At 33.8% G+C, this 23,570-nt stretch carries 26 protein-coding genes and 1 riboswitch; of the genes, 22 read left to right on the plus strand and 4 right to left on the minus strand.

Going from position 1 to position 23,570, the window contains the following annotated elements; translation table 11 throughout:
• Positions 1–465 precede the first annotated feature (465 nt).
• The 7 genes from ybeY to DYH56_RS02730 all read left to right on the plus strand — a co-directional run bounded on the left by ybeY (position 466) and on the right by DYH56_RS02730 (position 5,886).
• Complete coding sequence (gene ybeY / locus DYH56_RS02700; RefSeq protein ID WP_114641314.1) at positions 466–936, plus strand: rRNA maturation RNase YbeY; 471 nt, start codon at positions 466–468, stop codon at positions 934–936.
• 18 nt (positions 937–954) lie between these two features.
• Positions 955–1,668, plus strand: a complete 714-nt coding sequence (locus DYH56_RS02705) for a diacylglycerol kinase (RefSeq protein ID WP_114641315.1) — start codon at positions 955–957, stop codon at positions 1,666–1,668.
• Positions 1,669–1,680: 12 nt separating this feature from the next.
• The gene (locus tag DYH56_RS02710; protein ID WP_114641316.1) at positions 1,681–3,222 is read left to right on the plus strand and encodes a Tle-like phospholipase domain-containing protein; all 1,542 of its coding nucleotides are present in this window, start codon (positions 1,681–1,683) and stop codon (positions 3,220–3,222) included.
• A 111-nt stretch (positions 3,223–3,333) separates the two neighbouring features.
• The gene (efp, locus tag DYH56_RS02715) at positions 3,334–3,906 is read left to right on the plus strand and encodes an elongation factor P (protein ID WP_114641317.1); all 573 of its coding nucleotides are present in this window, start codon (positions 3,334–3,336) and stop codon (positions 3,904–3,906) included.
• 134 nt (positions 3,907–4,040) lie between these two features.
• Positions 4,041–4,901, plus strand: coding sequence for an endonuclease/exonuclease/phosphatase family protein (locus tag DYH56_RS02720; RefSeq protein WP_114641318.1), 861 nt, complete (start codon positions 4,041–4,043; stop codon positions 4,899–4,901).
• A 4-nt stretch (positions 4,902–4,905) separates the two neighbouring features.
• Complete coding sequence (locus DYH56_RS02725) at positions 4,906–5,529, plus strand: thiamine diphosphokinase (protein WP_158539024.1); 624 nt, start codon at positions 4,906–4,908, stop codon at positions 5,527–5,529.
• 69 nt (positions 5,530–5,598) lie between these two features.
• Positions 5,599–5,886, plus strand: a complete 288-nt coding sequence (locus tag DYH56_RS02730) for a hypothetical protein (protein WP_147269585.1) — start codon at positions 5,599–5,601, stop codon at positions 5,884–5,886.
• Positions 5,887–5,930: 44 nt separating this feature from the next.
• On the opposite strand, the gene yfcE is transcribed toward DYH56_RS02730, so the two are convergent.
• Both yfcE and galE read right to left on the minus strand, forming a co-directional pair.
• Complete coding sequence (gene yfcE, locus DYH56_RS02735) at positions 5,931–6,467, minus strand: phosphodiesterase (RefSeq protein ID WP_114641321.1); 537 nt, start codon at positions 6,465–6,467, stop codon at positions 5,931–5,933.
• Between the two features lies 1 nt (position 6,468).
• The gene (galE, locus tag DYH56_RS02740; protein WP_114641322.1) at positions 6,469–7,476 is read right to left on the minus strand and encodes a UDP-glucose 4-epimerase GalE; all 1,008 of its coding nucleotides are present in this window, start codon (positions 7,474–7,476) and stop codon (positions 6,469–6,471) included.
• 472 nt (positions 7,477–7,948) lie between these two features.
• Between galE and DYH56_RS02745 the strand changes: the two genes are divergently transcribed.
• The 3 genes from DYH56_RS02745 to DYH56_RS02755 all read left to right on the plus strand — a co-directional run bounded on the left by DYH56_RS02745 (position 7,949) and on the right by DYH56_RS02755 (position 10,583).
• Complete coding sequence (locus DYH56_RS02745) at positions 7,949–8,170, plus strand: calcium:cation antiporter family protein (protein WP_114641323.1); 222 nt, start codon at positions 7,949–7,951, stop codon at positions 8,168–8,170.
• Between the two features lie 219 nt (positions 8,171–8,389).
• Positions 8,390–8,890, plus strand: a complete 501-nt coding sequence (locus tag DYH56_RS02750; protein ID WP_114641324.1) for a calcium:cation antiporter family protein — start codon at positions 8,390–8,392, stop codon at positions 8,888–8,890.
• A gap of 185 nt (positions 8,891–9,075) precedes the next feature.
• A riboswitch (purine riboswitch) is annotated at positions 9,076–9,173 on the plus strand.
• A 123-nt stretch (positions 9,174–9,296) separates the two neighbouring features.
• Complete coding sequence (locus DYH56_RS02755; protein ID WP_114641325.1) at positions 9,297–10,583, plus strand: NCS2 family permease; 1,287 nt, start codon at positions 9,297–9,299, stop codon at positions 10,581–10,583.
• Positions 10,584–10,705: 122 nt separating this feature from the next.
• On the opposite strand, the gene DYH56_RS02760 is transcribed toward DYH56_RS02755, so the two are convergent.
• Positions 10,706–11,104, minus strand: a complete 399-nt coding sequence (locus DYH56_RS02760; protein WP_114641326.1) for a hypothetical protein — start codon at positions 11,102–11,104, stop codon at positions 10,706–10,708.
• 259 nt (positions 11,105–11,363) lie between these two features.
• On the opposite strand from DYH56_RS02760, the gene DYH56_RS02765 reads away from it, so the two are divergent.
• The gene (locus DYH56_RS02765) at positions 11,364–12,572 is read left to right on the plus strand and encodes a tetratricopeptide repeat protein (protein ID WP_158539025.1); all 1,209 of its coding nucleotides are present in this window, start codon (positions 11,364–11,366) and stop codon (positions 12,570–12,572) included.
• 197 nt (positions 12,573–12,769) lie between these two features.
• Here the strand turns inward: DYH56_RS02765 and DYH56_RS02770 are convergent, their stop codons facing one another.
• Positions 12,770–13,222 (minus strand): SoxR reducing system RseC family protein, encoded by a 453-nt coding sequence (locus DYH56_RS02770; RefSeq protein WP_158539026.1) that lies wholly within the window; start codon positions 13,220–13,222, stop codon positions 12,770–12,772.
• 162 nt (positions 13,223–13,384) lie between these two features.
• On the opposite strand from DYH56_RS02770, the gene DYH56_RS02775 reads away from it, so the two are divergent.
• The 11 genes from DYH56_RS02775 to DYH56_RS02825 all read left to right on the plus strand — a co-directional run bounded on the left by DYH56_RS02775 (position 13,385) and on the right by DYH56_RS02825 (position 23,566).
• On the plus strand, positions 13,385–14,263 hold the full coding sequence (locus tag DYH56_RS02775; protein WP_114641329.1) for a DMT family transporter: 879 nt from the start codon (positions 13,385–13,387) through the stop codon (positions 14,261–14,263).
• Between the two features lie 300 nt (positions 14,264–14,563).
• The gene (locus DYH56_RS02780) at positions 14,564–15,841 is read left to right on the plus strand and encodes a sugar ABC transporter substrate-binding protein (RefSeq protein WP_114641330.1); all 1,278 of its coding nucleotides are present in this window, start codon (positions 14,564–14,566) and stop codon (positions 15,839–15,841) included.
• 59 nt (positions 15,842–15,900) lie between these two features.
• Positions 15,901–17,190 carry a carbohydrate ABC transporter permease gene (locus DYH56_RS02785; RefSeq protein WP_114641331.1) on the plus strand — a complete coding sequence of 430 codons (1,290 nt, stop codon included), beginning with the start codon at positions 15,901–15,903 and terminating at the stop codon, positions 17,188–17,190.
• Positions 17,190–18,029 (plus strand): sugar ABC transporter permease, encoded by an 840-nt coding sequence (locus tag DYH56_RS02790; protein WP_114641332.1) that lies wholly within the window; start codon positions 17,190–17,192, stop codon positions 18,027–18,029. The genes DYH56_RS02785 and DYH56_RS02790 overlap by 1 nt, the downstream gene beginning before the upstream one ends.
• 104 nt (positions 18,030–18,133) lie before the next feature.
• Positions 18,134–19,006: a radical SAM/SPASM domain-containing protein gene (locus DYH56_RS02795; protein ID WP_114641333.1), complete on the plus strand. Its 873-nt coding sequence runs from the start codon at positions 18,134–18,136 to the stop codon at positions 19,004–19,006.
• A gap of 154 nt (positions 19,007–19,160) precedes the next feature.
• Positions 19,161–19,862, plus strand: coding sequence for an NAD-dependent protein deacylase (locus DYH56_RS02800; protein WP_114641334.1), 702 nt, complete (start codon positions 19,161–19,163; stop codon positions 19,860–19,862).
• A gap of 49 nt (positions 19,863–19,911) precedes the next feature.
• Complete coding sequence (locus DYH56_RS02805) at positions 19,912–20,145, plus strand: hypothetical protein (protein WP_114641335.1); 234 nt, start codon at positions 19,912–19,914, stop codon at positions 20,143–20,145.
• A 661-nt stretch (positions 20,146–20,806) separates the two neighbouring features.
• A complete protein-coding gene (locus DYH56_RS02810) occupies positions 20,807–21,106 on the plus strand; it encodes a thiamine-binding protein (RefSeq protein ID WP_114641336.1) in 300 nt (99 codons plus the stop codon).
• Positions 21,075–21,839 (plus strand): ABC transporter permease, encoded by a 765-nt coding sequence (locus tag DYH56_RS02815; protein ID WP_114641337.1) that lies wholly within the window; start codon positions 21,075–21,077, stop codon positions 21,837–21,839. Before DYH56_RS02810 ends, DYH56_RS02815 begins: the two co-directional genes overlap by 32 nt.
• Before the next feature lie 31 nt (positions 21,840–21,870).
• A complete protein-coding gene (locus DYH56_RS02820; protein WP_114641338.1) occupies positions 21,871–22,824 on the plus strand; it encodes an ABC transporter substrate-binding protein in 954 nt (317 codons plus the stop codon).
• Positions 22,825–22,837: 13 nt separating this feature from the next.
• On the plus strand, positions 22,838–23,566 hold the full coding sequence (locus DYH56_RS02825) for an ABC transporter ATP-binding protein (protein WP_114641339.1): 729 nt from the start codon (positions 22,838–22,840) through the stop codon (positions 23,564–23,566).
• The last annotated feature ends 4 nt before the right edge of the window (positions 23,567–23,570 follow it).

The following is a 23,570-nucleotide window of genomic DNA, read 5'->3' on the forward strand; positions in this document are numbered from 1 at the left end:
TGAGTATAAATAATTTTAATAATCATGAATCGAAGGTTCTAAAGAGTCCCTCTTTAATACGGGTCTGTTTCTTGTCTTGACACAAGAAATAGGCGAAAGAAAGTCAAGAAGGTTTATACTCTTCTTTTTTATGGTTTCTCTTCGTAAGAGAAACCGAAGCTAAAACCATCTTGTCTTAGCGGGCAAGTACCAGTGATTCCCGTTTCTTAGTGGGATCCCTGACGGGCATAGTGGGGGCGACGAAACTCGTAAGGTATTTACTGTGGAAGCTGGACGACTATAAACTTCGCTTAAAAGTCTAAATAAAAGAAGAATCTAGTCTATGTTAAAGGGCTTTTTGATCCATAGAGGTTTGTGCCAAAAAAATGCTTATAAAATTCGTGTTTATTTGTGTAATTCGTGACAAAAAAAGATTAAAAAATAAAAAACGGTTCCCGGGGGAGCTTTCAGGGAGGAAATATTCTTATGAATATAACGGTAGAATTAACTAAGGGTATAGAAGGTTATGATGAATTTATAGATGTAGAGACTGTAGAGGATTACATAAAAACAGTCATAGAGGACGAGTACAGCAATGAAAGGGATGTATATATGTCGCTTTTATTGACAAATAACGAAAATATACAGATAGTAAACAGGGATTACAGGGGGAAAGATCAGCCTACAGATGTAATCTCATTTGCTTATTTAGATAATGAAGATGACTTTCAACTGGGGCCTTATCTGACTCTAGGTGATATAGTGATATCTCTGGAAAGGGTGGAAGATCAGGCCAGCGATTACAACCATAGTTTTAAAAGGGAGTTTTACTATGTATTAACTCACGGGATCTTACACCTGTTGGGGTATGATCATATTGAGGATGAAGATAAGAAGGTAATGAGAAAAAAAGAGGAAGAGATCCTAAAAAAACACGGGTATAGCAGAGATATATAAAGTTAATGAGGGTGAGTTATGACAAAAAAAATAACTAAAAATGGCAAATTCAGTGAAAGTATAAACTATGCTCTGGAGGGAATAGTTACAGCTATAAAAACAGAAAGAAATATGAGGGTTCATATATTTATGGCTATCCTGGTAGCTATATTGAGCCTTATGTTTGGTGTGACAGGATCGGATTTAAAAAGCCTGTCTTTTGCAGTATCCCTGGTGTTCTTTGCTGAACTTATGAATACTGCTATAGAGGCTGCAGTAGATATTACTACAACCAGGTACCATCCGCTGGCTAAAAAAGCCAAAGATGTAGCAGCAGGAGCGGTACTTGTAGTATCTCTCAATGCTCTGGTTATAGGTTATATAATTTTTAGTAAAAAAATAAAGAAAGATACATTTGAGATCTTTAGACTGTTGAAATCCTCCTATGTGGACACTGTTTTATTTGTATTGTGTATAGTAATAATAGGAGTCTTTATAATCAAATCTTATTATAAAAGAGGGAAATTGCTGCATGGAGGTATGCCCAGCGGGCATTCTGCCCTGGCTTTTGGATTGTGGATAGGAGTCTCCTACGCCACAGAAAATATAGTGGTAACAATATTAACTTTTGGGATAGCTCTTTTAGTGGCTCAGTCCAGGATAGAGGGGCGGATTCATTCTCCCAAAGAGGTCCTTGCAGGAAGTATTTTAGGAACCTTTGTTACGTATATTTTATTAAAATTGATATTTTAAGGTGGTAGAATTATGATAACAGAATTAGACTATTTAGTTCTCAGTGGTCTTTCATATGGTGATTTTAAAGATGAGGATATAGGCTTTTCTTTGGAGGAAATATTGTTTTTAAACAATAAATCTAAAGAAAGACTGCTTTCTTTTCCCAATGAGGTCTGGTCCTATGGGGGAAGGGAAATATTTGAAAAAACATTTCATACTTTTTTATGTGAATGGAAAGTTATAGGCATAATGAATGATACCTATAGACAGGGGACAGAAAAAACAGGCTTCTATGCTATAGCTTTTGAAAAACACGGACAGATAGTCATCTCCTACAGGGGTACAGAAGTCAGCTCATTTGGCGAAGCATATAAAGATTTTATAGAAACAGATCTCCTGATAGGTGTGGATAAGAAACCAAAACAGCTGGAACAGGGAGTAGAATTTTATAAAGAAATTTTAAAAATAGAACACAAAAGTATAGCTTTGACCGGGCACTCCCTGGGTGGAGGAATAGCTCAATATGTTGCATTAATCTCCGATTTAAAAGACTATGGGATCCCAAAGGTTTATACCTGGAATGCTTTTGGGATCAATAAGGTGGGGATCTTAAGTTTAGAGGATTTTTTAGAGTTTGACTCTATAGCAGAGAGGAAATGTCCATCTTTAAAAAATAATAAAATTCTGTATAAAAGGATAAAAAGTTATTACTATAGTTACCTTTTTAAACTTTTGAAAAAAAACAATTATATCAAAGATAAAGAGAGTATAAAAAAAATATCTAAATTAGAGTTTAAAGTGGAATTGGATGAGGATATGAAGAAAAGATTAGAGAGTCTATTTACAGTAGCTAATAAACCCCTCCTGCCTTTCTTTAATAAAAAAGGTGAACAAAAAAATGAATTGATAATAAGTCCTAAAGTTTTTATAGATGACTTTTTTAATGAAGATATGATCTATGAGGAATTGATCAGAGCAAGAAAATTTATTAAAAAATTTAAAAAAAATAATAGGTATGATGAACATGTAATTAATTTTGTTCATTCTGAAGATTTTACAATTACACTCTATCCGCATTTAGGAAGTACCTATGAAATAGATAAAGGATTGGTTAGAACAGAGGAAAAATTACACCCCCTTCTAAAAAAAATGTATGCATTTACCAAATCCATAAGAAGTTATCATATGTACTCGGTATTTTTACCCTTCTTTAATTTTGAAGGTGAAGACAGAGGGCAGATAAGAAGAGAATTGAGTATTGATTATATAGCTACTGAGGTCAGGAGAGTTATCTATCAGGAAAACAATTTATCCGATGAATTTTTAGGATTTTACTATAATGGTCTTGAATTAGATAATGAAAATTACTATAAGATCAAAAAAAACCTCCTCCACGGGATGGGAATGAGCAAGGCAGATATAAAATATTTAAAGGAATCGATTATAATTATAAAAAGGATGAATTTTGAAAAATTTAAAGATTTATGGAAAAAAGTTCGAAAGAAGGTTGGAAGTCCCTATATAAAAAAAGATATATATGACCTGATAACCTTCCATGAAAGGCATAAATAAGCCTTATTTTACTTGTAGATTCTTCTGAATTATTGTATAATTAATTAAAAATGATAATCTGAAAAGATTAGCAGGCAGGAAAAAAGATAAAATAATATGGAGGAATAAAAGATGAAATCAGCAGATAAATTAAGAGCAGGAAGTACATTTGAAGATAATGGAGTACCATTTTTAATATTAAAGGCAGAGAGATTCCAATCAACATCTGGAAAGAGACAAAGAGCACCAGAAATTACATTTAAAGTAAAGGATCTTATCAGTGGAAGGATAAGTGAAACTACAGTAAAGGCATCTGATATGATGAACGACATCATGTTAGATAAGCAGTCTATGCAGTTTTTATATGAAGACGGTGGAGAATATAACTTCATGAACCAGGAAACATTTGAGCAAATCGGATTACAAAAAGAAGACCTGGATGGTGCTGTAAACTATTTAAAGGAAGAAGTTATCATCGATATCTTATTCTATGAAGGAAGACCGGTAGGAGTAGAATTAGAAAACCACATGGTATTCAGAGTAACTTATACAGAGCCTGGATTAAAAGGTGATACTACAGGAAAAGCACTTAAAGCTGCTACAATTGAAACTGGATATGAATTAATGGTTCCATTATTTATTGAAATGGATGAATTAATCAGAATAGATACAAGAACAGGTAAATACGTAGAAAGAGCCAAGTAAGAGATTTTTAAACCTAGAAAATTTTAATTTTCTAGGTTTTTTTTAACAGAAGTTAAATTAAAATAGATATGTTTCTACGATTGTCGAGGGGGAGAACGCCAGAAAGATAAGCCAGGCCGCTGGGAGGGATAATTTTGAAAAAAATATTAAAATTAATAGTAATATTTATGATTGTTGGTATATTTGCCTTTGGATCAACGGCGAATATTGCCAGTTTTAACACTCTCCATCTGGGGTGGAAAAACGATCACAGTCAGGAAAAAATAGAGGGAATCGCCGGTATCATATCCCTTTTTGATCTGGCAGGAATCCAAGAGGTTATGAAAAAAGATGCAGTTAAAAAACTGACCAATGAACTGAAAGCCCAGACAGGGGTAGAGTGGAGATACCATATTTCACCCTATGCAGTGGGGAGCAGGAAATACCGGGAATATTTTGCATATATTTACAGGACAGACAGGGTAAAACTCCTGAAAAAAGGTGAATTTTATCCGGAAGAAGACAGGGGAAAAAGCTTTATAAGGGAGCCATATGGGGCTAAATTTCAAATAGGAGAGTTTGAGTTCACCTATATTTTGGTACATTCCATATTTGGAGATAAGAAAACAGAGAGGCAGCTGGAAGCTATGCAGATGACCGATGTATATGACTGGTTTAAAGAAGAGTATGATAGAGAAAATAAAAAAAATATAGTTATAATTGGAGGAGATTTCAATATCCCTTCCTATGATCATGCTTTCTCCGGTTTTTTAAAGCATTCTGATCTGATAGTTGATGCAATACCTCCCAATCAAAAGACAACTATAGGAAAAAATGGATTGGTATCCAGTTATGATCACATCTTTTACCCCTATGAACTGATGAAAGGCTGGTATACAGGTAGGAGCGGGGTAGTAGATTTTACAGACAACAACCATAGGGAGATAAGAAAGATAATATCAGATCATCTGCCTGTATTTATAGAGGTAAATATGGCAAAAGATCAAGAGGAGTAAAAGTGTGAAAAAAAAAGCGATAATATTTTTAAGCGGAAGGGTTAATTTAAAGGCAGACTATTATAAGAATATAAAATACAGTGAGTATGATATATATTGTGCAGATGGGGGGGCAAATCATGCCTATAATTTAGGAGTAATTCCCAAACTGATATTGGGAGATCTGGACTCTATCACAGAGGAGGCAAGATCTCATTATAAAAACTTAGGAGTAAAATTTGAGAAATTTCCTGGATCTAAAAATTTTACAGATGGGGAGTTAATTTTAGATAAAGTGACAGTTAAGTACAAAAATGTTATAATATTGGGAGGATCAGGGGGACGAACAGATCATTTTTTAACTAACCTTAACCTCTTGGAAAAATACCAAAATATCACCTATGAAGATGAGAATGAGGTAATATTTTGGGTGAAAAAAGACATGGAAATTTGTGGTCAGAGGGGAAAAACTATTTCCTTCATCCCTCTTACGCCAATAGATTCGTTGACGTTGGAAGGATTTATCTATCCTCTGGACAGGGCTGATATTCCCAGATCCAGTTCCCTTTGTATGAGCAACATCATAGATAAAGAAAATGTTCGAATAAAGTACGATAACGGTTCTGTTATAGGAATAATCCAGAAATAATTCCTTGAATTTATAGGAAAAACGGGAAGAATATAGTATATATATATATTATAGACTTAGGAGGTGATTGTGATGATGTATATTACGCTGTTATTGGTAGTATTGGCTATTATAATATTTTATTTGTCGGCACTACTGGTATTTACACCCTATGAGGAAGATGACAAATATGTTCTTAAAATTTTAAGATTAGGATATAAACTTCATCTGGTCGCTACTAAAAAACATGGGGTATTTAAAAAAATAACAGATAATGGTGCCAAGTTGGTATTGACCTTGGTATACTATATCTTAAAGGATCGAAAATATACCGACAGTATTGAAACTAAAAATGAAGATGAAGAGGATACAAATTAAAAAAATCCCTGAAAATAGTAGATTACTATTTTGGGATTTTTTTTTTAATATAAAATGGATTTTAAGGTTTGACCGTCCAGATCTTTAATATCCCAGGAGGAAGAAGTTAAAATTCCGTAGGAATTAGGATTACCACCCTTTGGAAGGGCAATGGATCCCGGGTTAAATATATAGATATCTTCTTTTTCTGCTAATGGCAGGTGGGTGTGGCCGGAGATGAGGATGTCTCCCTTACCTATGGGAAATTTTTCCTCTGTAAATAAGTGACCGTGGGTAGCAAAGATACGCTTACCCCCTAAAAATAGATTGGTGAAATCACTCATAATAGGAAACTCTAAAAGCATCTGGTCTACTTCGCTGTCACAGTTACCTCTCGTAGCTATGATCTTATCCTTATACAGGTTCAATTTTTCAGCAACTAACTTAGGGTTATAATCTCTGGGAAGAGGATTACGCGGACCGTGATAGAGGATATCCCCTAATATGAGAATATAATCTGCCTCCTCCCTTTTAAAACATTCCAATGCCTTTTCCAGATAGTATATTGAACCATGGATATCTGACATAACAAATATTTTCATCTTAATATCCCTCCGGGTTATTGGACTGCCATTTCCAAGAATCCCTGCACATATCTTCTAAAGTTTTTTCAGTTTTCCAGTTTAATTCCTTTAAAGCTTTTTCAGAGTTGGCATAACAGGTAGCTACATCCCCGGCTCGTCTGCCTACTAATTCATAGGGGATCTTTACATCATTTACTTTCATAAATGCATTTACCAGATCCAGAACACTGATTCCGTTTCCAGTTCCTAAGTTGTATGCTTCTACACCAGTATTATCCTGGAATCTTTCCAGTGCTCTGATATGTCCGACAGCCAAGTCAGTTACATGGATATAGTCCCGGACCCCGGTCCCGTCATGGGTATCGTAGTCAGATCCAAAGATACTTAGTTTTTCCCTTTTCCCCACAGCTACCTGGGTGATATATGGCATTAGGTTGTTCGGGATACCATTTGGATTTTCCCCGATCCTTCCGCTTTCATGAGCTCCGATGGGGTTGAAGTATCTCAGAAGGGCAATTCCCCACTGATCATCAGAGATATACAGGTCGTTTAGGATCTGCTCTATCATAAGTTTTGTACTCCCATAGGGGTTTGTAGTGCTGAGGGGCATAGTCTCCAATAATGGAGAGGTATTATTTAATCCGTATACAGTTGCAGAAGAACTGAAGACTATCTTCTTAACACCGTGATTTTTCATTACTTCACATAAAACAAATGTACTGGTTAAATTATTGTGGTAATATTCAATGGGTTTGGCTACAGATTCTCCTACAGCTTTATATCCTGCAAAATGAATTACAGCATCTATCTTGTTCTCTACAAAAACTTTGTCTAAATTATCTTTATCTAACAGGTCTATTTCGTAAAACTTAAATTCCTTACCTGAAATCTCTTTTATTCGATCCAAGACCTTTGGATTACTGTTGGAAAAATTATCTGCAATAACTACCTCATAGTTTTCCTTCAATAATTCTATCACTGTGTGGGATCCGATATACCCGGCTCCTCCAGTTACTAATATTTTCATAACTTTACCTCCTGCCTGTGGCAAATATTTTATTATGGACTTTGAAATTATTATACCATAAAGATAAAAAACTTTTTTAAGGTATTCTTAAGTTGTATAGGAATTTTAAATGCAAATAGTCAGTAAGACTATGGATACCTAGAGGAGAAAAGATAGAAAGATATAGTAAGTAAAAATATTCAAAGGTTTAACGAGCATAGAAATGGAAAATGAGTATTTATCAGCTAGGGACAATTAAACCTGTAATTTACCAAAAATATTTGTTGATTATAAAAAATTAATATGGTATTATTTTTCATGATAATGATCAAAGGGGAGTAACCGGCTCAATAGAGCAGGTAGGTTCAACATGCATGGCTTTAAAGGCCTGGACCTATCGATATACTGCAGTATATGGTGAGACTTTTGTTAGAATTTTTTTCTAGCAGAAGTCTCTTTTTTTATTTTGATCTATAAAAAAGGAGGAATAAATATGGTTTATTTAATGTTATTTTTTATCGTTGCTTACGGGATGGTATTTTTTGCTAAAAGGCTCACTCATTCAGGGGACAACCTGGGAAAATTTCTGGGGATGGAATCCTCATGGGTAGGAGTAGTTTTACTTGCATCTATCACATCCTTACCAGAGTTAGTCACTGGGATCACCTCTACTAATCTGGGAAATCAAACCATGGCTGTAGCTAATATTTTTTGAAGCAATACTTTCAACGTCTTTATAGTTTTTATTTTAGATTTTATCATCTTAAGGAAATTTATTTTTATTAAAAATATAGATAGAAAGGAGGGATTAAAGTTATCCGTTCTCACTTTATTTTTAAGTGGTATTTTTATACTAGGTTCACTTTTTAAAGAATTTGAGATCCTAGGACAAAGTCCATTTATACTTTTTATATTCCTTGGGTATATTTTCTTTATGAAATCCCAAGGTGGAAGTGAAGAAGAAAAAAAGAAGTTAGATTATACGAAAATAAAAAAACCATTAAAAATATTTTTAATCGATTCCGCAGGGGTGGTTATTTTAGGATATATTTTATCTCAAACTGCAGATAAGTTAGCTGTTACTCCAATAATGGGTATTCTCTTAGGACAATCAATAATAGGAGGTTTTTTATTGGCTGTTTCCACCTCCCTTCCGGAATTGATAGTTTCTACAGAAGCAGTAAAAAAAGGAGATTTTCAGATGGCTATGGGAAATATCTTAGGGAGCAACTTATTCAATCTGGCTGCCCTTATGATAGTTGAATTTATATCCAGGGGAAGTCTCTATAATTATTTAGAAGGTTTTAACTTTTCTATTGCTGGTGCAGCTGTTTTAACCCAAGGTATCTTTAGTATAGGTCTGTATTATAAAAAAGAAAAACTTTCTTTTTTACTATTAGGTGGATATCTGCTGTCCCTAGCAATCTCAATATAGTAAAAATTTTACTTGATCCATTAAATTTAAAAGCTTTTATTGAAGTTTAGAGTATAACGATTGGATTACAACTCATGATGAATGGTCTGAAATAAATCAATTAAATTACCGGTTAAAAAAAAACTGAAATAACTTATGCTATATTTAAAAATGAAATGTTTTGTAATTTTAAAAAAAAAATGATATAATCTTCTAAATCAAAATCTTATATAAATTTCGGATATGGCGAAAAGTTTCTACCAGCTACCTTAAACAGCTGACTATAAGAAGATAGATACCTAATATTTTAATATATATAGAGGTTCTGTTTTCCTGAAACATATGGAAAATAGAACCTTTTTTAGTTTAACAGACTATAAAATTATTAGATTATATCTACTAAAAATTTAAGGACGGGGGAAGCAGAATGTTAGAGAGAATGTTTAAGTTGACCGAAAGGGAAACGAGTGTAAAGCAAGAGGTTATTGGAGGGCTTACTACATTTATGACTATGTCGTATATTATATTTGTAAATCCTTCCATAATGGCAGATACAGGGATGGATAAGGGCGCTCTTATCACTATTACATGTTTAAGTGCTGCAATTGGTAGTTTGATAGCAGCTTTTTGGGCAAATGCACCACTGGGATTAGCACCTGGGATGGGACTTAATGCATTTTTCACCTATACATTGGTTATTGGGAAAGGAATCCCCTGGGAAACGGCATTGGGTGTTGTTTTTATATCGGGATTATTCTTTTTAGTCATGTCAATTGGCGGGATAAGAGAGAGGATAGCACAGGCAATTCCTGTGGAACTGAAGATAGCTTCCACAGCTGGAATCGGACTTTTTATAGCTTTTATAGGTTTAAAAAGTATGGGACTCATCGTAGCGAACCCGGCAACATTTGTGTCGTTGGGGAAATTTACTCCCACAGTTGTTTTGGGAGTGATAGGAATCATGGTGTCGGCTCTCTTGGAGCTTAGAGGAATAAAGGGTGGAATGCTGATTGGTATGATTACCACTACTGTTTTAGGAATGATAGTAGGAGTAGTAGACCTTCCTACACATATAATTTCTATGCCGCCGTCAATAGCACCTATTGCATTTAAATTAGATATAGTTGGAGCCTTTAAATTTGCACTGATCGGGCCGATATTTTCATTTATGTTTGTAGATCTGTTTGATTCATTGGGAACTCTTATCGCCTGTGCCAAGGAGATGGGAATGGAAGACGAAGATGGAAATATCCTATCACTGGGAAGGATGATCCATACAGATGTAGCTTCTACAATAGTAGGATCGTTGTTAGGGTCTAGTACAGTTACCACACTGTCGGAAACCACAGCAGGGATAGCAGCAGGAGCCAGAACAGGATTAGCATCGGTGGTAATAGGGATATTGTTTTTACTCTCATTATTATTTACACCAATTGTAGGGATTGTGCCGGCTTATGCCACAGCACCGGCTCTGATTATTGTTGGGATCTACATGTTTAAAAATCTAAAGGAGCTGGATCTCCATGATTTTAAAACAGCATTGCCGGTCTTTGCTACGGTTATAATGATGCCCCTTACATACAGTATCAGTACCGGCCTTAGTTTTGGATTTTTATCATTTATCGTAGTCCATGTGGGAACAGGGGAACACAATAAAGTTTCTCCGGTTTTATGGGCAATAGGCGGACTTTCACTTTTAAGTTTAGTAGTATAGGGAAAAATAAAAAAAGAACTCCATGGAGTTCTTTTTTTCATTCTTCCATTTTAGCTTTAATCTCTCTTTTTATTTCTCTTCCAGATAATCTTTATTATTAATACATCTTTTTCGCGACAAGCTTATTTTTCATGCTTAAATAATTTTTCTTCTTTCATCCGTTTGTGTGAATATTCTTTAAATAATTGATAAAAATATGAATAAAGAACAGCATTAATACAACCTTGAATAAATATTATCCAATATAAATTTGAAATCCCAGAGTAGTTATCTATAAAGTAAAATATAAAAAAATTAGAAATTATTGTAGCGAAAACAGCACTTAATAAATAACCAAATCTATAATTAGGATCTTTAGTAAATTTAATTATTACTATTATATTTCCAAAATTTGTAAATAAATCTAATACCTTTAATAAAATGGGATTTTCTATTAAAGGCTCAATTGATACAATCATTAAATTTACTAATGTAAAAATAATCATAACAATTAATACAAACACATCAATCTTTTTTTTCATCTAATTCACATCCTATAATTTTTAGTGAAGTCTTTCCGAATCATGATCGGGAGTACCTCTGTATGAGATTTCTTTATAACTCTCTCCTAAGTGTTACTGTAGTATCTTATCTTTTTAAACCTAATCTATCAATTTTTTTCAAAAAAACATGAAAACTGAATTTTTAAGTGATTTTTTATTCAATTTTTGCTATAAATTGAATTTTGTTTGCAATAATTGAATGTTCTATGTAAAATATCGATACACTTTAGGAGGTCACATGGAAAATAAAGTTTTTAAAATAGCTAAAACACATAAAATAACGTTAAAAGAACTGGGGTGTAAAGGAATTAGTGCCACTTATCTCACTAAAATAAAAAAAGGACATAATTCTTTTAAAGAAAAACATATACCTTTGTTGGTTGATTCTTTCAATAGAATTTTTCAAGAAAGAAATATAGATAAGATTATTATTATGGAAGAATTGTATATTACTCCCCAGCAGGAACTGGATCAATTAATTGTTGAAAGTCTTATAAATAAAAGTATCTATTTCCAAGAAAAGCAGGAAGAGATAGAGTTGTTTGGACGGGAAAAAGAAGTTCACAGCTGTAAATACCGGTATATTATAGCCAAACATAATCAAAGGATGGGTAAGAAAGAAAAAGCTTTAAATATCTATTACGATCTATTAAACAACTTTTCCTGCTCTGTTTTTTTCTATTCTATCTTAATTGAGGTAATTCGATTGGAAAAAACAGAACTTCCCTATAAAATATACCTGAAATATCAGAAGAAGATCGATAGAGCTCCGTATAAAACAAAAGCACTCTTAGCCTATAATACTGGTGTGAGTCTCTTAGAAACTAAAAAATGGAGTAAAGCTATCTCATGTTTTGAAGTTGTTATTGATATGCAGGAGATTACAAAGCATTACTATAATTCTTATCAAAATCTAGGTGTTTGTTATCAAAACTTAAGAGAATATGAAAAAGCCGTTGAATATTTTAAAAAAAGTGTAAGTGATCCATTAAATTATAATGATTTAGAAATTTGTTATACCAATATTATTTCTTGTGCTAAAGAAATGAAAAATGAAATGCTGGTAAAAATTACTGTTAATAAACTCGAAAATATACTTAAAGAATTAAAAAACGAAACATTGTATCAAACTTATTGGAATCTAGGATTATCTTATCTATATTTAGGAGAGACAAATAAGGCTGTCAATGCATTTGAAAAAGAAATTTCATTTCCTATAAATTTTAATGATCTTCATTTTAACTCAATTAAATATTTAGATTCTATCAAGCAACTTGTTTTACTCTATGGTCATCAGCCATTAAAACAGCAGGAATTAATAAAAATAATCTGTGAAATACCCAAGAAAATGATGTGTTACGATTTTTTTCTGTATATATTAAAATTTTATATAAATAATTCTCTAGAATACGAAGCTAATCTTCTTATTCGGAAAATACAATTATAAATTTAAAGGGGGAAAGATGAAAAAAAATGGCTAATACTTATAGGTGTTTTATTACTCTTTAGTATCACTTTTGCTAATAAAACTGCTGGAATGGGAGCAAGAAGTCCTAAAGTACCAATTAACACATCTAACATTACATTTGAACTAAACTAAAAAAGAACCCTTAAACCATTTATGGTTTTAAGGGTTCTTTTTATTTATTCCTTTGGCCCGCAGCTTGTAATCTTTATCTCATCTGAAGGAGTAACTTCCTTGATGGAGATCTCCTCTTTTATCATTTTACTTCCGGTTTTTTTATCAAAGATATAAAAACCTAAAAATGATACAACCAGAGTGGTGAAACTGACTACTATTCCCTGTCCTTCACTGGCACCTAATTTAGCAGCTACGATATAACTGAGAACCATTAAAATTACAGGCAGGATATAGATGAGAAGAGCTAAATTCAAGATGAATTTATTATTGATCTCAAAGGTTATGAGATCTCCTACATTTATTTTTATATCCTCATTGAGTTCATAGTGATACAGGTCGGCTATGGTTTTATCTTTTTTCCCGCAGCCGGAGCAGTGAGCACAAGAGCTGTCTCTAAATAATTCTATATATAGGTTTTTTCCTTCAATTTTTTTTACGATACCTTTATTTTCCACAAAAATTCCCCCCAGACACATTATGAGTTTATTATATCATATTTTTAATAATATGCAATTTACTTGTACAATATATATTAATAATATTAATGGTTATTTCACTTTTTTTTTGCTAAAATGGAAGGAGTGATAATCTAGTGGGGATTTAGCAGGAGGAGATTAGTGGGATATATATTTGTAATTTTAGCAGCAACATTTTGGGGATCTTTAGGAATAGTGGTAACTTATCTGAAGGATGGAGGATTTAATTCTTATGAGATTTCATTTTTTAGACTTTTTTTTGCAGGTATTCTGATGTTTATATATATTTTTTTTAGTGACAGGAAAAAATTTAAAATAAGCGGGAAAAAACTGATGTTCTGTTTATTAGTAGGAGTAATAAGTCAGGGATTGTTTAATTTATTTTATTTTGGTTCTATAGTGAGGGTAGGGATTACCACAGGGGTTATCTTACTCTATACTGCTCCTATTTTTACCATGTTATTTGCCAGAATATTTAATGGAATTAAACTAAGTAAACAAAATATTATTTCTATAATTTTATGTTTTACAGGATGTTTTTTTATAGTTACCAATGGTTCCATAGATCATTTTAATGGGGATGTTGTAGGAGTTATCCTGGGTATATTGGCTGCTATGTCCTATGGAATTTTACCTATCTTCAATAAAAATCTTCCTGAAGAAATAGATCCATATACCCTTATGTTTTATAGTTTTGTAGCCGGTGTTTTGGTAATAGTGCCTCAAATAAATCCCCAAGAAAGCCTAAAAAACTTATTTCAAGATAAATTGTTGATCCTTTTAGGATTAGGATTTGCTTTTTTTCCAACTATTTTATCACATTTATTTTTTATAAAGGCAATTAAATATTTAGACCCTGTAAGGGTAAGTATAGTAGCTAACTTTGAGGTAATAGTAGCTAGTTGTCTGGGTTTTTTCATATACGGAGAAGAACTTGGGATTATTAAGATGACAGGAATGATTTTTATCATAGCAGCTTCTACACTGCCGAGTATAAGAAAAAGATCAATGACTGTATAAATTAAAAAATAGATTATATTTTAAAACTGTAGTCTGTAAAAATATAAAAAACCACTAAAAAAGCACTTCAATAAATTGAAATGCTTTTTTTTTCCACAAAAATTCCTCTTAGACATATTATGAGTTTGTTGTATGATGCTTCATACTATACCTTTAAAACTCACAAAATGATGAAGATGAACGTTTAAAAAATGTTTTGTATCATTTTGATACTAAATGGTTGACATTTTTGAAGAAATGAATTAAACTTATATCAGAAACAAAATGAAACGTTTCCAAAAACTTTAAAAGGGGGAAAAAATGAAGAGAATTATTTTAGGAATTACAATTTTTATCTTATCATTTGGAATGATGGCATGCGGGGGAAAGGAAGAAAATAAAGAAACACCTAAAGAAGCAGAGACTGCTCAAACGACAGCAACTAATGAAATTGTACCAGAGGAAGGCGCAGTATTAAAGATATGGGAATCACAGGGAACAGTTGGAGAATATATTAAATTTGCAGCAAAAAAATATGAAGAAAAATATGGAGTACATGTTGTTTTAGAAGAAAATAATATATCTACTATTAAAAATAAAGTAATTCAAGACGGACCGGCAGGAACAGCAGCAGACGTTTTTGTTGCACCTCATGACCAGATTGGAAACTTAGTTCAATCAGGGCTTATCATGGAAAATTTATTGAGTGCTGACAGGGTAAAAAATGACTTTTTAGCGGCTGCAAGTATAGGGGTAACAAACGGAGGAAAGGTTTACGGATTCCCCATGGCTATCGAAACTTATGCTCTATACTACAACAAGGATCTCTTAACTGAAGCTCCAAAGACATTTGAAGACTTAATTAAATTTGGAGAAAATTTTACAGATAAATCTCAAAATAAATTTGGAATTTTCTGGGACATTTCTAACTTTTATTATGCTCATATGTTCATGGCTATGGATGGGGGATATGTTTTCGGAAAAAATGGTACAGATGCTGACGATATAGGTTTAGATAATGCAGGAGCTATAAAGGGAATAAATGAGATGTTATTACTAAAACCCATCTCAGTTGAAAATGCAGGAGATGTAAGTTATGACGCTATGACAGGTTTATTTGCAGAAGGAAAAGTAGCTGCTATTATAAACGGGCCATGGGGACTAGAAGGAGCAGAGAAATCAGGAGTTAACTTTGATGTTGCACCAATTCCTACATTTGACGGGAAACACCCGGCTTCTTTTTCCGGGATCAGAACTTTATTGGTAAACTCATATACTAAATATCCAAAGGCAGCTCAATTATTCGCTGAATTTGCAACTTCTGATGAGATGTTAATCGAGAGATTTAAGATGACCAACCAATTGCCGCCAGTTAAGGCATTAATCGATGCACCTGAGATTATTAACCACAAATATACAAAAGCTTTCTTAGAGCAGGCTCAATATGCAGTGCCTATGCCGGCGATTCCTGAGATGGGATTAATATGGGAACCAGCAGGAGCAGCAGTTACAGATATTTGGAATGGAAAGGTAACAACTGAAGAAGGGTTAAAAAATATGACTAAGATCATAAAGGAACAGATGGAAACTAGAAAATAATTATAAATTTAACGAGCACCTGCCAGGTGCTCAAATAATATGTAGAAAAGAGGTAGGAGATGAATAGGGAAAAAAGATCAATGTTGCTGTCTTGTCTTTTTATGGGACTGGGACAGTTATATAATAAATATTTTCTTAAGGGAATAGTTTTATTTATAATTGAATTATTATATCTTATAAAAATACCAAGGATTATAAAAGGAATTTGGGGTGTTGTAACACTGGGGGAAACTACTCAGAAAATGAATGGATTCCAAATTATACAGGGAGATCACTCAGTTTTTTTACTGATTGAGGGTGTTGTAACTATTATAATGTTGTTTATTTTGTTGGGGTTATATATATGGAATATTAAAGATGCCAAAAGAATAGGACATGAGATGGACAATTGTAAATCTTATATGTCAACAAAACAATATTTAATAAAGGTATATGATCGCAGCTTTGTGTCTATAATGTTAACACCGGCTACACTGGGTGTCTTATTTTTCATTTTGTTACCGATAATGGTAACGGTCCTGGTAGCTTTTACAAATTATTCAGCACCAGATCATATCCCTCCTAGAAACTTAGTGGACTGGGTAGGGTTTAAGAACTTTATAGATATTTTTAAATTAAAAATTTGGAGTAAAACATTTATAAAAATCGGAAGTTGGACGGTCATATGGGCCGCCCTGTCAACGCTGTTAAATTATTCGTGTGGGCTTATCATGGCACTTATGATGAACAGAAAAAATATTAAATTCAAGGGGTTTTGGAGAACTATATTTATCCTGCCCTATGCTGTACCGGCATTTATTTCTCTGTTGGTATTCAGGTTATTATTTAGCGGAATTGGACCTATTAATAATTTAATTGTCAGTTTCGGATTTGATAAAATACCTTTTTTTACCGATCCATTACTGGCAAAAGTTAGTTTGATACTCATCAATACGTGGCTCGGGGCACCGTATTTTATGGTGTTACTCTCAGGGTCTCTGACTAACATTTCAAGTTCAATCTATGAAGCCGCAGAGATTGATGGTGCATCTAAGTGGGTTCAATTTCGTAAGATAACACTGCCGTTATTATTATTTCAGACTGCACCTGTATTAATCTTAACTTTTGCATATAATTTTAATAATTTTGGAGCAATATACCTGTTGACAAACGGAAGTCCGACAAATTCAGCTCTCAGATATGCAGGAGAAACAGATATTTTAATAACCTGGATATTTAAATTAACCAATGATCAAAGTCAATTCTATATGGCAGCAGTTATATCGATAATTTTATTTATTTTTATAGCATCATTTTCCACATATCAATTTATGAAAAGCAAGTCATTTACAGAGGAGGATATGATGTAATGAGTAAGACAAAAATAATAGATAAGATTTTAGACGGATTAACATATCTTGGTTTAATACTGATAACACTCAGTGTACTTCTGCCCCTAACATGGATTGTATTGTCATCCATGCAGGTCGGAAACAGTCTGTACAGCTCCACCTTCTTACCGAAATCATTAACCTTGGATCATTATAAAGCTTTGTTCTCCAAAACAGATTTTCCAATCTGGTATATGAATACATTGAAGATAGCAACACTGAATATGATTTTAGGAGTTATTATCACAACCCTTACAGCCTATACATTTTCCAGGTACAAATTTAGGGGGAGAAAACAAGCAATGATAGGGATGCTGGTATTACAGATGTTTCCATCTTTTTTAGCCATGACAGCCATCTATATTTTAATCACCAAGATGGGTCTTATGGACACCCATGCAGGACTTTTAATGGTATATATTGCCGGACAAATCCCATATAATTCATGGTTAGTAAAAGGGTATTTTGACGGGATACCTAAGAGTTTGGATGAAGCAGCCAGAGTAGACGGGGCAGGTCATCTGACTATATTTATAAAGATAATCATGCCTATTACTAAACCAATAGTTGTATTTGTTGCACTGACAAATTTTATTGGACCATGGTTTGATTTTATCTTTCCCAAACTACTCCTTAGAAGTGCAGAGAAAAAAACTCTTGCCGTTGGAATTTTTGAATGGATTTCAAGCAGAGCAAATGATAATTTTACACAATTTGCAGCGGCTTCCATATTGATTGCCGTACCTATTGCTGTTTTATTTATGTATCTGCAAAAACATATCGTGGCAGGATTATCTGCCGGTGCAACTAAGGGGTAAGCAAAAACCTTCTGAATTATTGGGATCAATAATTCAGAAGGTTTTTTATTATTTATTTTATTATCCTATGTTATAATAGAGGCTATAGAAGAGGTGAAAAATTTATGAAAAAATATAAAAAAGTATATATAGAGATAACCAACAGGTGCAATTTAAAGTGTAGTTTTTGCCCCCAGGGGGTCAGGACTCCTAAAATTATGACTGTGGATGAATTCAGGCATATTTTAGATGAGATAAAGCCCTATAGTGATTATATCTATCTCCATGTAAAGGGAGAACCCCTGTCACATCCGGAGATAGCTGGTTTTTTAGACCTTGCAGAAGAAAAGAATATAAAGGTGAATATAACTACCAACGGAACCTTGATAGGCAGGGTAGGAGAAAAGATAGCAGATAAAAAAGCATTCAGACAGATTAATTTTTCCCTCCATTCCTTTGACGGGGATATGGATAAGATCGATGAAGATGACTACCTGAAAAAAATATTGGATTTCACAAAAAAATCACTTTCTCTGGAAAATACCTATATTTCCCTGAGATTATGGAACTTCCACGGGGGTAATAAAAATGAGATTCAGATGGAAGGAAACAGGAAAATTATAGGTAAGATAGAAAGGTATTTTGATTTAGAGTATAAGATCGAGGATAAGCTGATTCCAGGTCGGGGATTAAAGATAAAGGACAGGTTATATCTCAATACAGATATGGAATTTAAATGGCCGGAACTCTGTGACAAAGATGAAAATGAAGATGGATTTTGCTACGGACTCCGGACTCAGATAGGGATCTTAGTAGATGGGACGGTGATTCCCTGCTGTTTAGACGGTGAAGGGGTGGTAAATCTCGGGAATATCTTTGAAAAGCCATTTAAGGAGATAATAGAGGGGAAAAGAGCCACTGCTATCTATGATGGATTCAGCAATAAAAAGGCTGTAGAGGAACTGTGTAAAAAGTGTACCTTTAAAGGAAAGTTTTAAATGGAGAAAAAAGCAAATTAAAAATTAAAAAATCAGACTTAAAAAATTTAGCCATGGATAAATACTAATATTGACAAATTCAAAACTGAACCACGAATTACGTGAATGAACACGAATGAAGTTATTTCGCCAAAGGCGAAGGGGAGGAAACTCTATGTATGAAAAACTGAAAAAAATAATAGATGAAAGTGATAATATTGTATTCTTTGGAGGAGCCGGTGTTTCTACAGAAAGTGGAATTCCTGATTTTAGGAGTGCAACAGGTTTATATTCCCATACCCCTGAATATCTGGTCAGCAGAACATATTTTGATAAAAATAAAGAGGGTTTTTTTGAATTTTATAAGAAACATCTGGTATATCCAGGTGTTAAACCAAATGATGCCCACAAGGTCTTGGCACATTTAGAAAAAAATGGTAAATTAAAGGCGGTTATTACCCAGAATATAGACGGACTGCATCAGATGGCAGGAAGTGAAAATGTTTTAGAACTTCACGGCAGTATCCACAGAAATCACTGTATGGACTGCGGAACCTTCTATACTTTAGATGAAATTATGGCTAGAAAAGGTGTACCCCATTGTACCAAGTGTAACGGGGTAATAAAACCGGATGTTACCCTGTATGAAGAAATTCCGGACATGGATAGTTATGATAGAGCCATGCACTATATTTCTGCTGCAGATGTTTTAATAATTGGTGGAACCTCACTGGTAGTCCAGCCTGCAGCTTCCCTGGTAGACCTTTACAGGGGAGACAAATTGATTCTGATAAATAAAGATTCCACAAGGTATGACACCAGAGCAGATCTGGTTATCTCGGATAAAATAGGAAAAGTTTTAAAGGCCATCAAATAAAAGGCTGGAGAAAATTTAAAAATAGTTTTAAAATAATAGGAGGAAAAATATGTACGATTTACAGGAATGTGTTGAAAAATTAAATGAATATTTAGAGGAATTATTACCAGGGATAGATGGTGAAATAGATATTGATATGAGTGAAGAAAAAGATAACTATTATTGGAATTTTGATTATGATAAAAGAAGTTATATGCTTACTTGTAACAAGGAAACAGGAGAGATTCTAGGTGAAAGCTGGAGAGAGGGAACCAAGGCACAGTATAAAAGGCACAACCAATAATTGATAATTGACAATGAAAAGAGAAATAGTACAGCCGAAGTGGAACGACTATAAACTTCGTTTTTAAAACCTAAAGAAAAAGAATTTCTTAGTGCAGCTCTTTATCTTTTTTTCTCAAAGTTCTATGTTTATGTAATAAACTAATAGTTCTTTGGTGATAACCCTAGCGGTTGCTTAGTAATGAAAGTCTTTTAAGACTTCTGTGTTGCAGCGTTAAAGTATATCATTCGTGTAATTCGTGACAGAGTTCTAGAGGGTTTATATCAGTGATAACCATAGCTATTATCAGATTTGATCCGCGTTCTATGGATTAAAAGTTTTGAATTTAATAATCAGAGAAAATCTGTGTATCAGTGTCAAAGATATTATTTAAAAAAAATTAGTTGTAATTTTTTGGTATTCTGATACAATGAAGTACAAATAAATATTGCAGGAGCTTTTGCTGAGAGGAGATGTTATAGTCTCGACTGTTAACCTGATCTAGATAATGCTAGCGTAGGATGAATTTTTATAGGGTATGAATAAGTATATTTATATTTAATAAGGCTTCCTTCGGGAGGTCTTTTTTTTTGTTTAAAGGCAATTCATGAATTACCCATACGTATTATTATTATTATTATTATTATTAATTTCGCAAAAGGCGATTAAAAGGAGGAAGGAAATGGCATTGGCAAACATGGATATTCAGATACTGCCTACCATAGAGGGGGGAGAAAAGGAAAAATATACTGTGATAGACAGGGTGATAGAACACATCATAGGGACAGGGTTAAAATATGAGGTAGGAGGACTGGGAACAACTATAGAGGGAGAGTTTAAAGATCTTTTGAGTATATTGGAAAAAGCCCAGGAAATTTGTTTCGATGAAGGAGCTGAAAGGGTAACAACTATAGCAAAATTTGATCATAAAAAAGAAGGGATAACCATAGATGAAAAAGTCGGTAAATACAGAAAAAAATAATTTATTTTTAATAAGTTTATTGGTATTGGTGGTTGGCTGTGAGGTGATAATCAGAGCCTTGGAGATACCCGGGTATATTCTGCCAACTCCTACAAGGGTAATTGCGGCATTGTACAGCCAAAAAGAAGTTTTATTCAGCCATTCTCTGGTGACTTTGTTTGAAGCCCTGACGGGATTTATCCTGTCGATCTTTTTTGCTCTAGTCATAGGAGGGATTGTATATCCCTTTGAGAAGGTAAAAAAATTGCTATATCCATATCTGTTGATCAGTCAGACGATTCCGTTGATAGCCATAGCACCTGTCATATTGATCTGGTTTGGATTTGGGGTCCTGCCTAAGATAATAATAGTGATATTAATCTGTACCTTCCCTATGCTTCTAAGTTTTTTAGGGGGATTAGAGGAAGTGGACAGGGAGATACTGGATCTGTTCCAGGTTATGGGAGCCGGTAAAAAGTATATATTTTTTAAAGTTATCCTGCCCTCAAGTCTGCCTGGTTTTTTTTCAGGAGTAAAAATTGCAGCGACTTATTCTATCATGGGAGCAGTAATAGGGGAGTGGCTGGGAGCCAAAAGCGGACTGGGAATATATATGACTAGAGCCATCAGCTCGTTTAAAACAGACTATCTTTTTGCCGCCATAATAGTGGTAGTTGTCCTTAGTCTGGCAATTTTTAAGGGAATAGAATATATAGAAAAAGCAGCTATGCCGTGGAAAAATAAAAAATCGTAATTAAGAAATTTTAAAAAAAATAGGGGGAAAGATGAGAAAAAGAGTGATAAGTTTATTGTTAGTTTTAAATATTGTAAGTATATTTGCACTGGAAAAGGTGGATATAGTTTTGGATTGGACACCTAATACCAATCATACAGGGATCTATGCAGCTAAAGAGATGGGATATTTTAAAGAAGAGGGGATAGAGGCGGATATATTACAGCCGGCCAATGGAACTTCTACCCAGTTAATAGCCACAGGAAGAGCTGATTTTGGTGTAACCTATCAGGAAGCTGTAACTTTCGCCAGATTAGAAGGTCTGCCTATAGTTTCATTGGGAGCAATAATCCAGCATAATACATCTGGTTTTGCATCACTGAAGGAAAAAGGAATAAAAAGCCCGGCTGACTTTAAAGGTAAAAACTATGGGGGGTGGGGATCACCGGTAGAGGAAGCCACTTTAAAGGAACTGATAGAACAAGATGGAGGAAGGATTAAAGATATAAATATTCTTACTACCGGGTCTATGGACTTTTTCAAATCCAGTGAAAATGATGTAGATTTTGCCTGGGTATTTGAAGGGTGGACAAATATAGAGGCTAAATTACAGGGGAAGAAATTGAACTATATCAGACTTAGAGATTATTCAGAAGATTTAGATTATTATACTCCGATATTTGCAAGTAGTGAAAAACTTATAAAAACAAATCCGGAATTGGTAAAAAAAGTAATGAGAGCTGTGAAAAAAGGATATGAATACAGTGTAAAAAACCCGGAAAAAGCCGGAGAACTTCTTTTAAAAGAGGTCCCGGAATTGGATAGAAATTTAGTTATAGAAAGTCAAAAATATCTGGCTTCTAAATATACCGACGATGCTCCTTACTGGGGACATCAAAAGCTGGAAGTATGGGAAAGATATCAAAAATGGCTCTATAAAAACAATTTGATAGATGGGACTACAGATATGAAAAAAGCTTTCACCAATAAATTTTTGAAAAACTAAAAATAGGAGAGCTATGATATTAGAAATAGAAAAACTATCGAAAAAGTATGGGGATGTAGAGATAATAAAGGATTTAAATTTACATATAAAAAAGGGTGAATTTATCTCCATAGTGGGGCCTTCCGGGTGCGGGAAAAGTACTCTTTTTAAGATAATTACAGGGCTTTTGACGGAATATACAGGCAGAGTCAGGATAGATGGAAGTATGGTGAAAAATAAGGTTATCTCCTACCTGCCTCAAAAAGATCTCCTCCTGCCATGGAAGACCCTCTATGAAAATGCCGCTATCCCCCTGGAAATAAGCGGGGTAAAAAAAGAACGTTGGAAAGAAATTATAACTCCATTGATGGAAGAATTCGGACTGTCAGGATTTGAAAACCGATATCCCCATGAATTGTCCGGGGGGATGAGACAGAGGGGAGGGCTTCTCAGGAGTTTTTTAATCGACAGCGACTTAATGTTACTGGATGAACCCTTTGGAGCCTTGGATGCTCTGACCAGGTCATCTATGCAGGACTGGCTTTTGGAGATTTGGAAAAAACATAACCATTCTATCCTGTTTATAACCCATGATATAGAGGAAGCTGTCTATCTTTCAGACAGAGTATATATTATGTCAGCCAGACCAGGCAGATTTTTAGATGAGCTGGAGATCAAATTTCCCAGGCCGAGAAAAAAAGAAGTTATCCTGTCACAGGATTTTTTAGAATATAAGGGAAGAATATTAGAAAAATTAAAATAGGGGG

The sequence above is a fragment of the Psychrilyobacter piezotolerans genome (assembly GCF_003391055.1).
GTDB lineage: Bacteria > Fusobacteriota > Fusobacteriia > Fusobacteriales > Fusobacteriaceae > Psychrilyobacter > Psychrilyobacter piezotolerans.

Excerpts from the sequence above, each read along its gene's own strand:
- ybeY (WP_114641314.1), top strand. The coding sequence starts at position 466 with ATGAATATAACGGTAGAATTAACTAAGGGTATAGAAGGTTATGATGAA.
- DYH56_RS02705 (WP_114641315.1), top strand. The coding sequence starts at position 955 with ATGACAAAAAAAATAACTAAAAATGGCAAATTCAGTGAAAGTATAAAC.
- DYH56_RS02710 (WP_114641316.1), top strand. The coding sequence starts at position 1,681 with ATGATAACAGAATTAGACTATTTAGTTCTCAGTGGTCTTTCATATGGT.
- efp (WP_114641317.1), top strand. The coding sequence starts at position 3,334 with ATGAAATCAGCAGATAAATTAAGAGCAGGAAGTACATTTGAAGATAAT.
- yfcE (WP_114641321.1), bottom strand. The coding sequence starts at position 6,467 with ATGAAAATATTTGTTATGTCAGATATCCATGGTTCAATATACTATCTG.
- galE (WP_114641322.1), bottom strand. The coding sequence starts at position 7,476 with ATGAAAATATTAGTAACTGGAGGAGCCGGGTATATCGGATCCCACACA.
- DYH56_RS02745 (WP_114641323.1), top strand. The coding sequence starts at position 7,949 with ATGGTTTATTTAATGTTATTTTTTATCGTTGCTTACGGGATGGTATTT.
- DYH56_RS02750 (WP_114641324.1), top strand. The coding sequence starts at position 8,390 with ATGAAATCCCAAGGTGGAAGTGAAGAAGAAAAAAAGAAGTTAGATTAT.
- DYH56_RS02755 (WP_114641325.1), top strand. The coding sequence starts at position 9,297 with ATGTTAGAGAGAATGTTTAAGTTGACCGAAAGGGAAACGAGTGTAAAG.
- DYH56_RS02760 (WP_114641326.1), bottom strand. The coding sequence starts at position 11,104 with ATGAAAAAAAAGATTGATGTGTTTGTATTAATTGTTATGATTATTTTT.
- DYH56_RS02765 (WP_158539025.1), top strand. The coding sequence starts at position 11,364 with ATGGAAAATAAAGTTTTTAAAATAGCTAAAACACATAAAATAACGTTA.
- DYH56_RS02780 (WP_114641330.1), top strand. The coding sequence starts at position 14,564 with ATGAAGAGAATTATTTTAGGAATTACAATTTTTATCTTATCATTTGGA.
- DYH56_RS02785 (WP_114641331.1), top strand. The coding sequence starts at position 15,901 with ATGAATAGGGAAAAAAGATCAATGTTGCTGTCTTGTCTTTTTATGGGA.
- DYH56_RS02790 (WP_114641332.1), top strand. The coding sequence starts at position 17,190 with ATGAGTAAGACAAAAATAATAGATAAGATTTTAGACGGATTAACATAT.
- DYH56_RS02795 (WP_114641333.1), top strand. The coding sequence starts at position 18,134 with ATGAAAAAATATAAAAAAGTATATATAGAGATAACCAACAGGTGCAAT.
- DYH56_RS02800 (WP_114641334.1), top strand. The coding sequence starts at position 19,161 with ATGTATGAAAAACTGAAAAAAATAATAGATGAAAGTGATAATATTGTA.
- DYH56_RS02805 (WP_114641335.1), top strand. The coding sequence starts at position 19,912 with ATGTACGATTTACAGGAATGTGTTGAAAAATTAAATGAATATTTAGAG.
- DYH56_RS02810 (WP_114641336.1), top strand. The coding sequence starts at position 20,807 with ATGGCATTGGCAAACATGGATATTCAGATACTGCCTACCATAGAGGGG.
- DYH56_RS02815 (WP_114641337.1), top strand. The coding sequence starts at position 21,075 with ATGAAAAAGTCGGTAAATACAGAAAAAAATAATTTATTTTTAATAAGT.
- DYH56_RS02820 (WP_114641338.1), top strand. The coding sequence starts at position 21,871 with ATGAGAAAAAGAGTGATAAGTTTATTGTTAGTTTTAAATATTGTAAGT.
- DYH56_RS02825 (WP_114641339.1), top strand. The coding sequence starts at position 22,838 with ATGATATTAGAAATAGAAAAACTATCGAAAAAGTATGGGGATGTAGAG.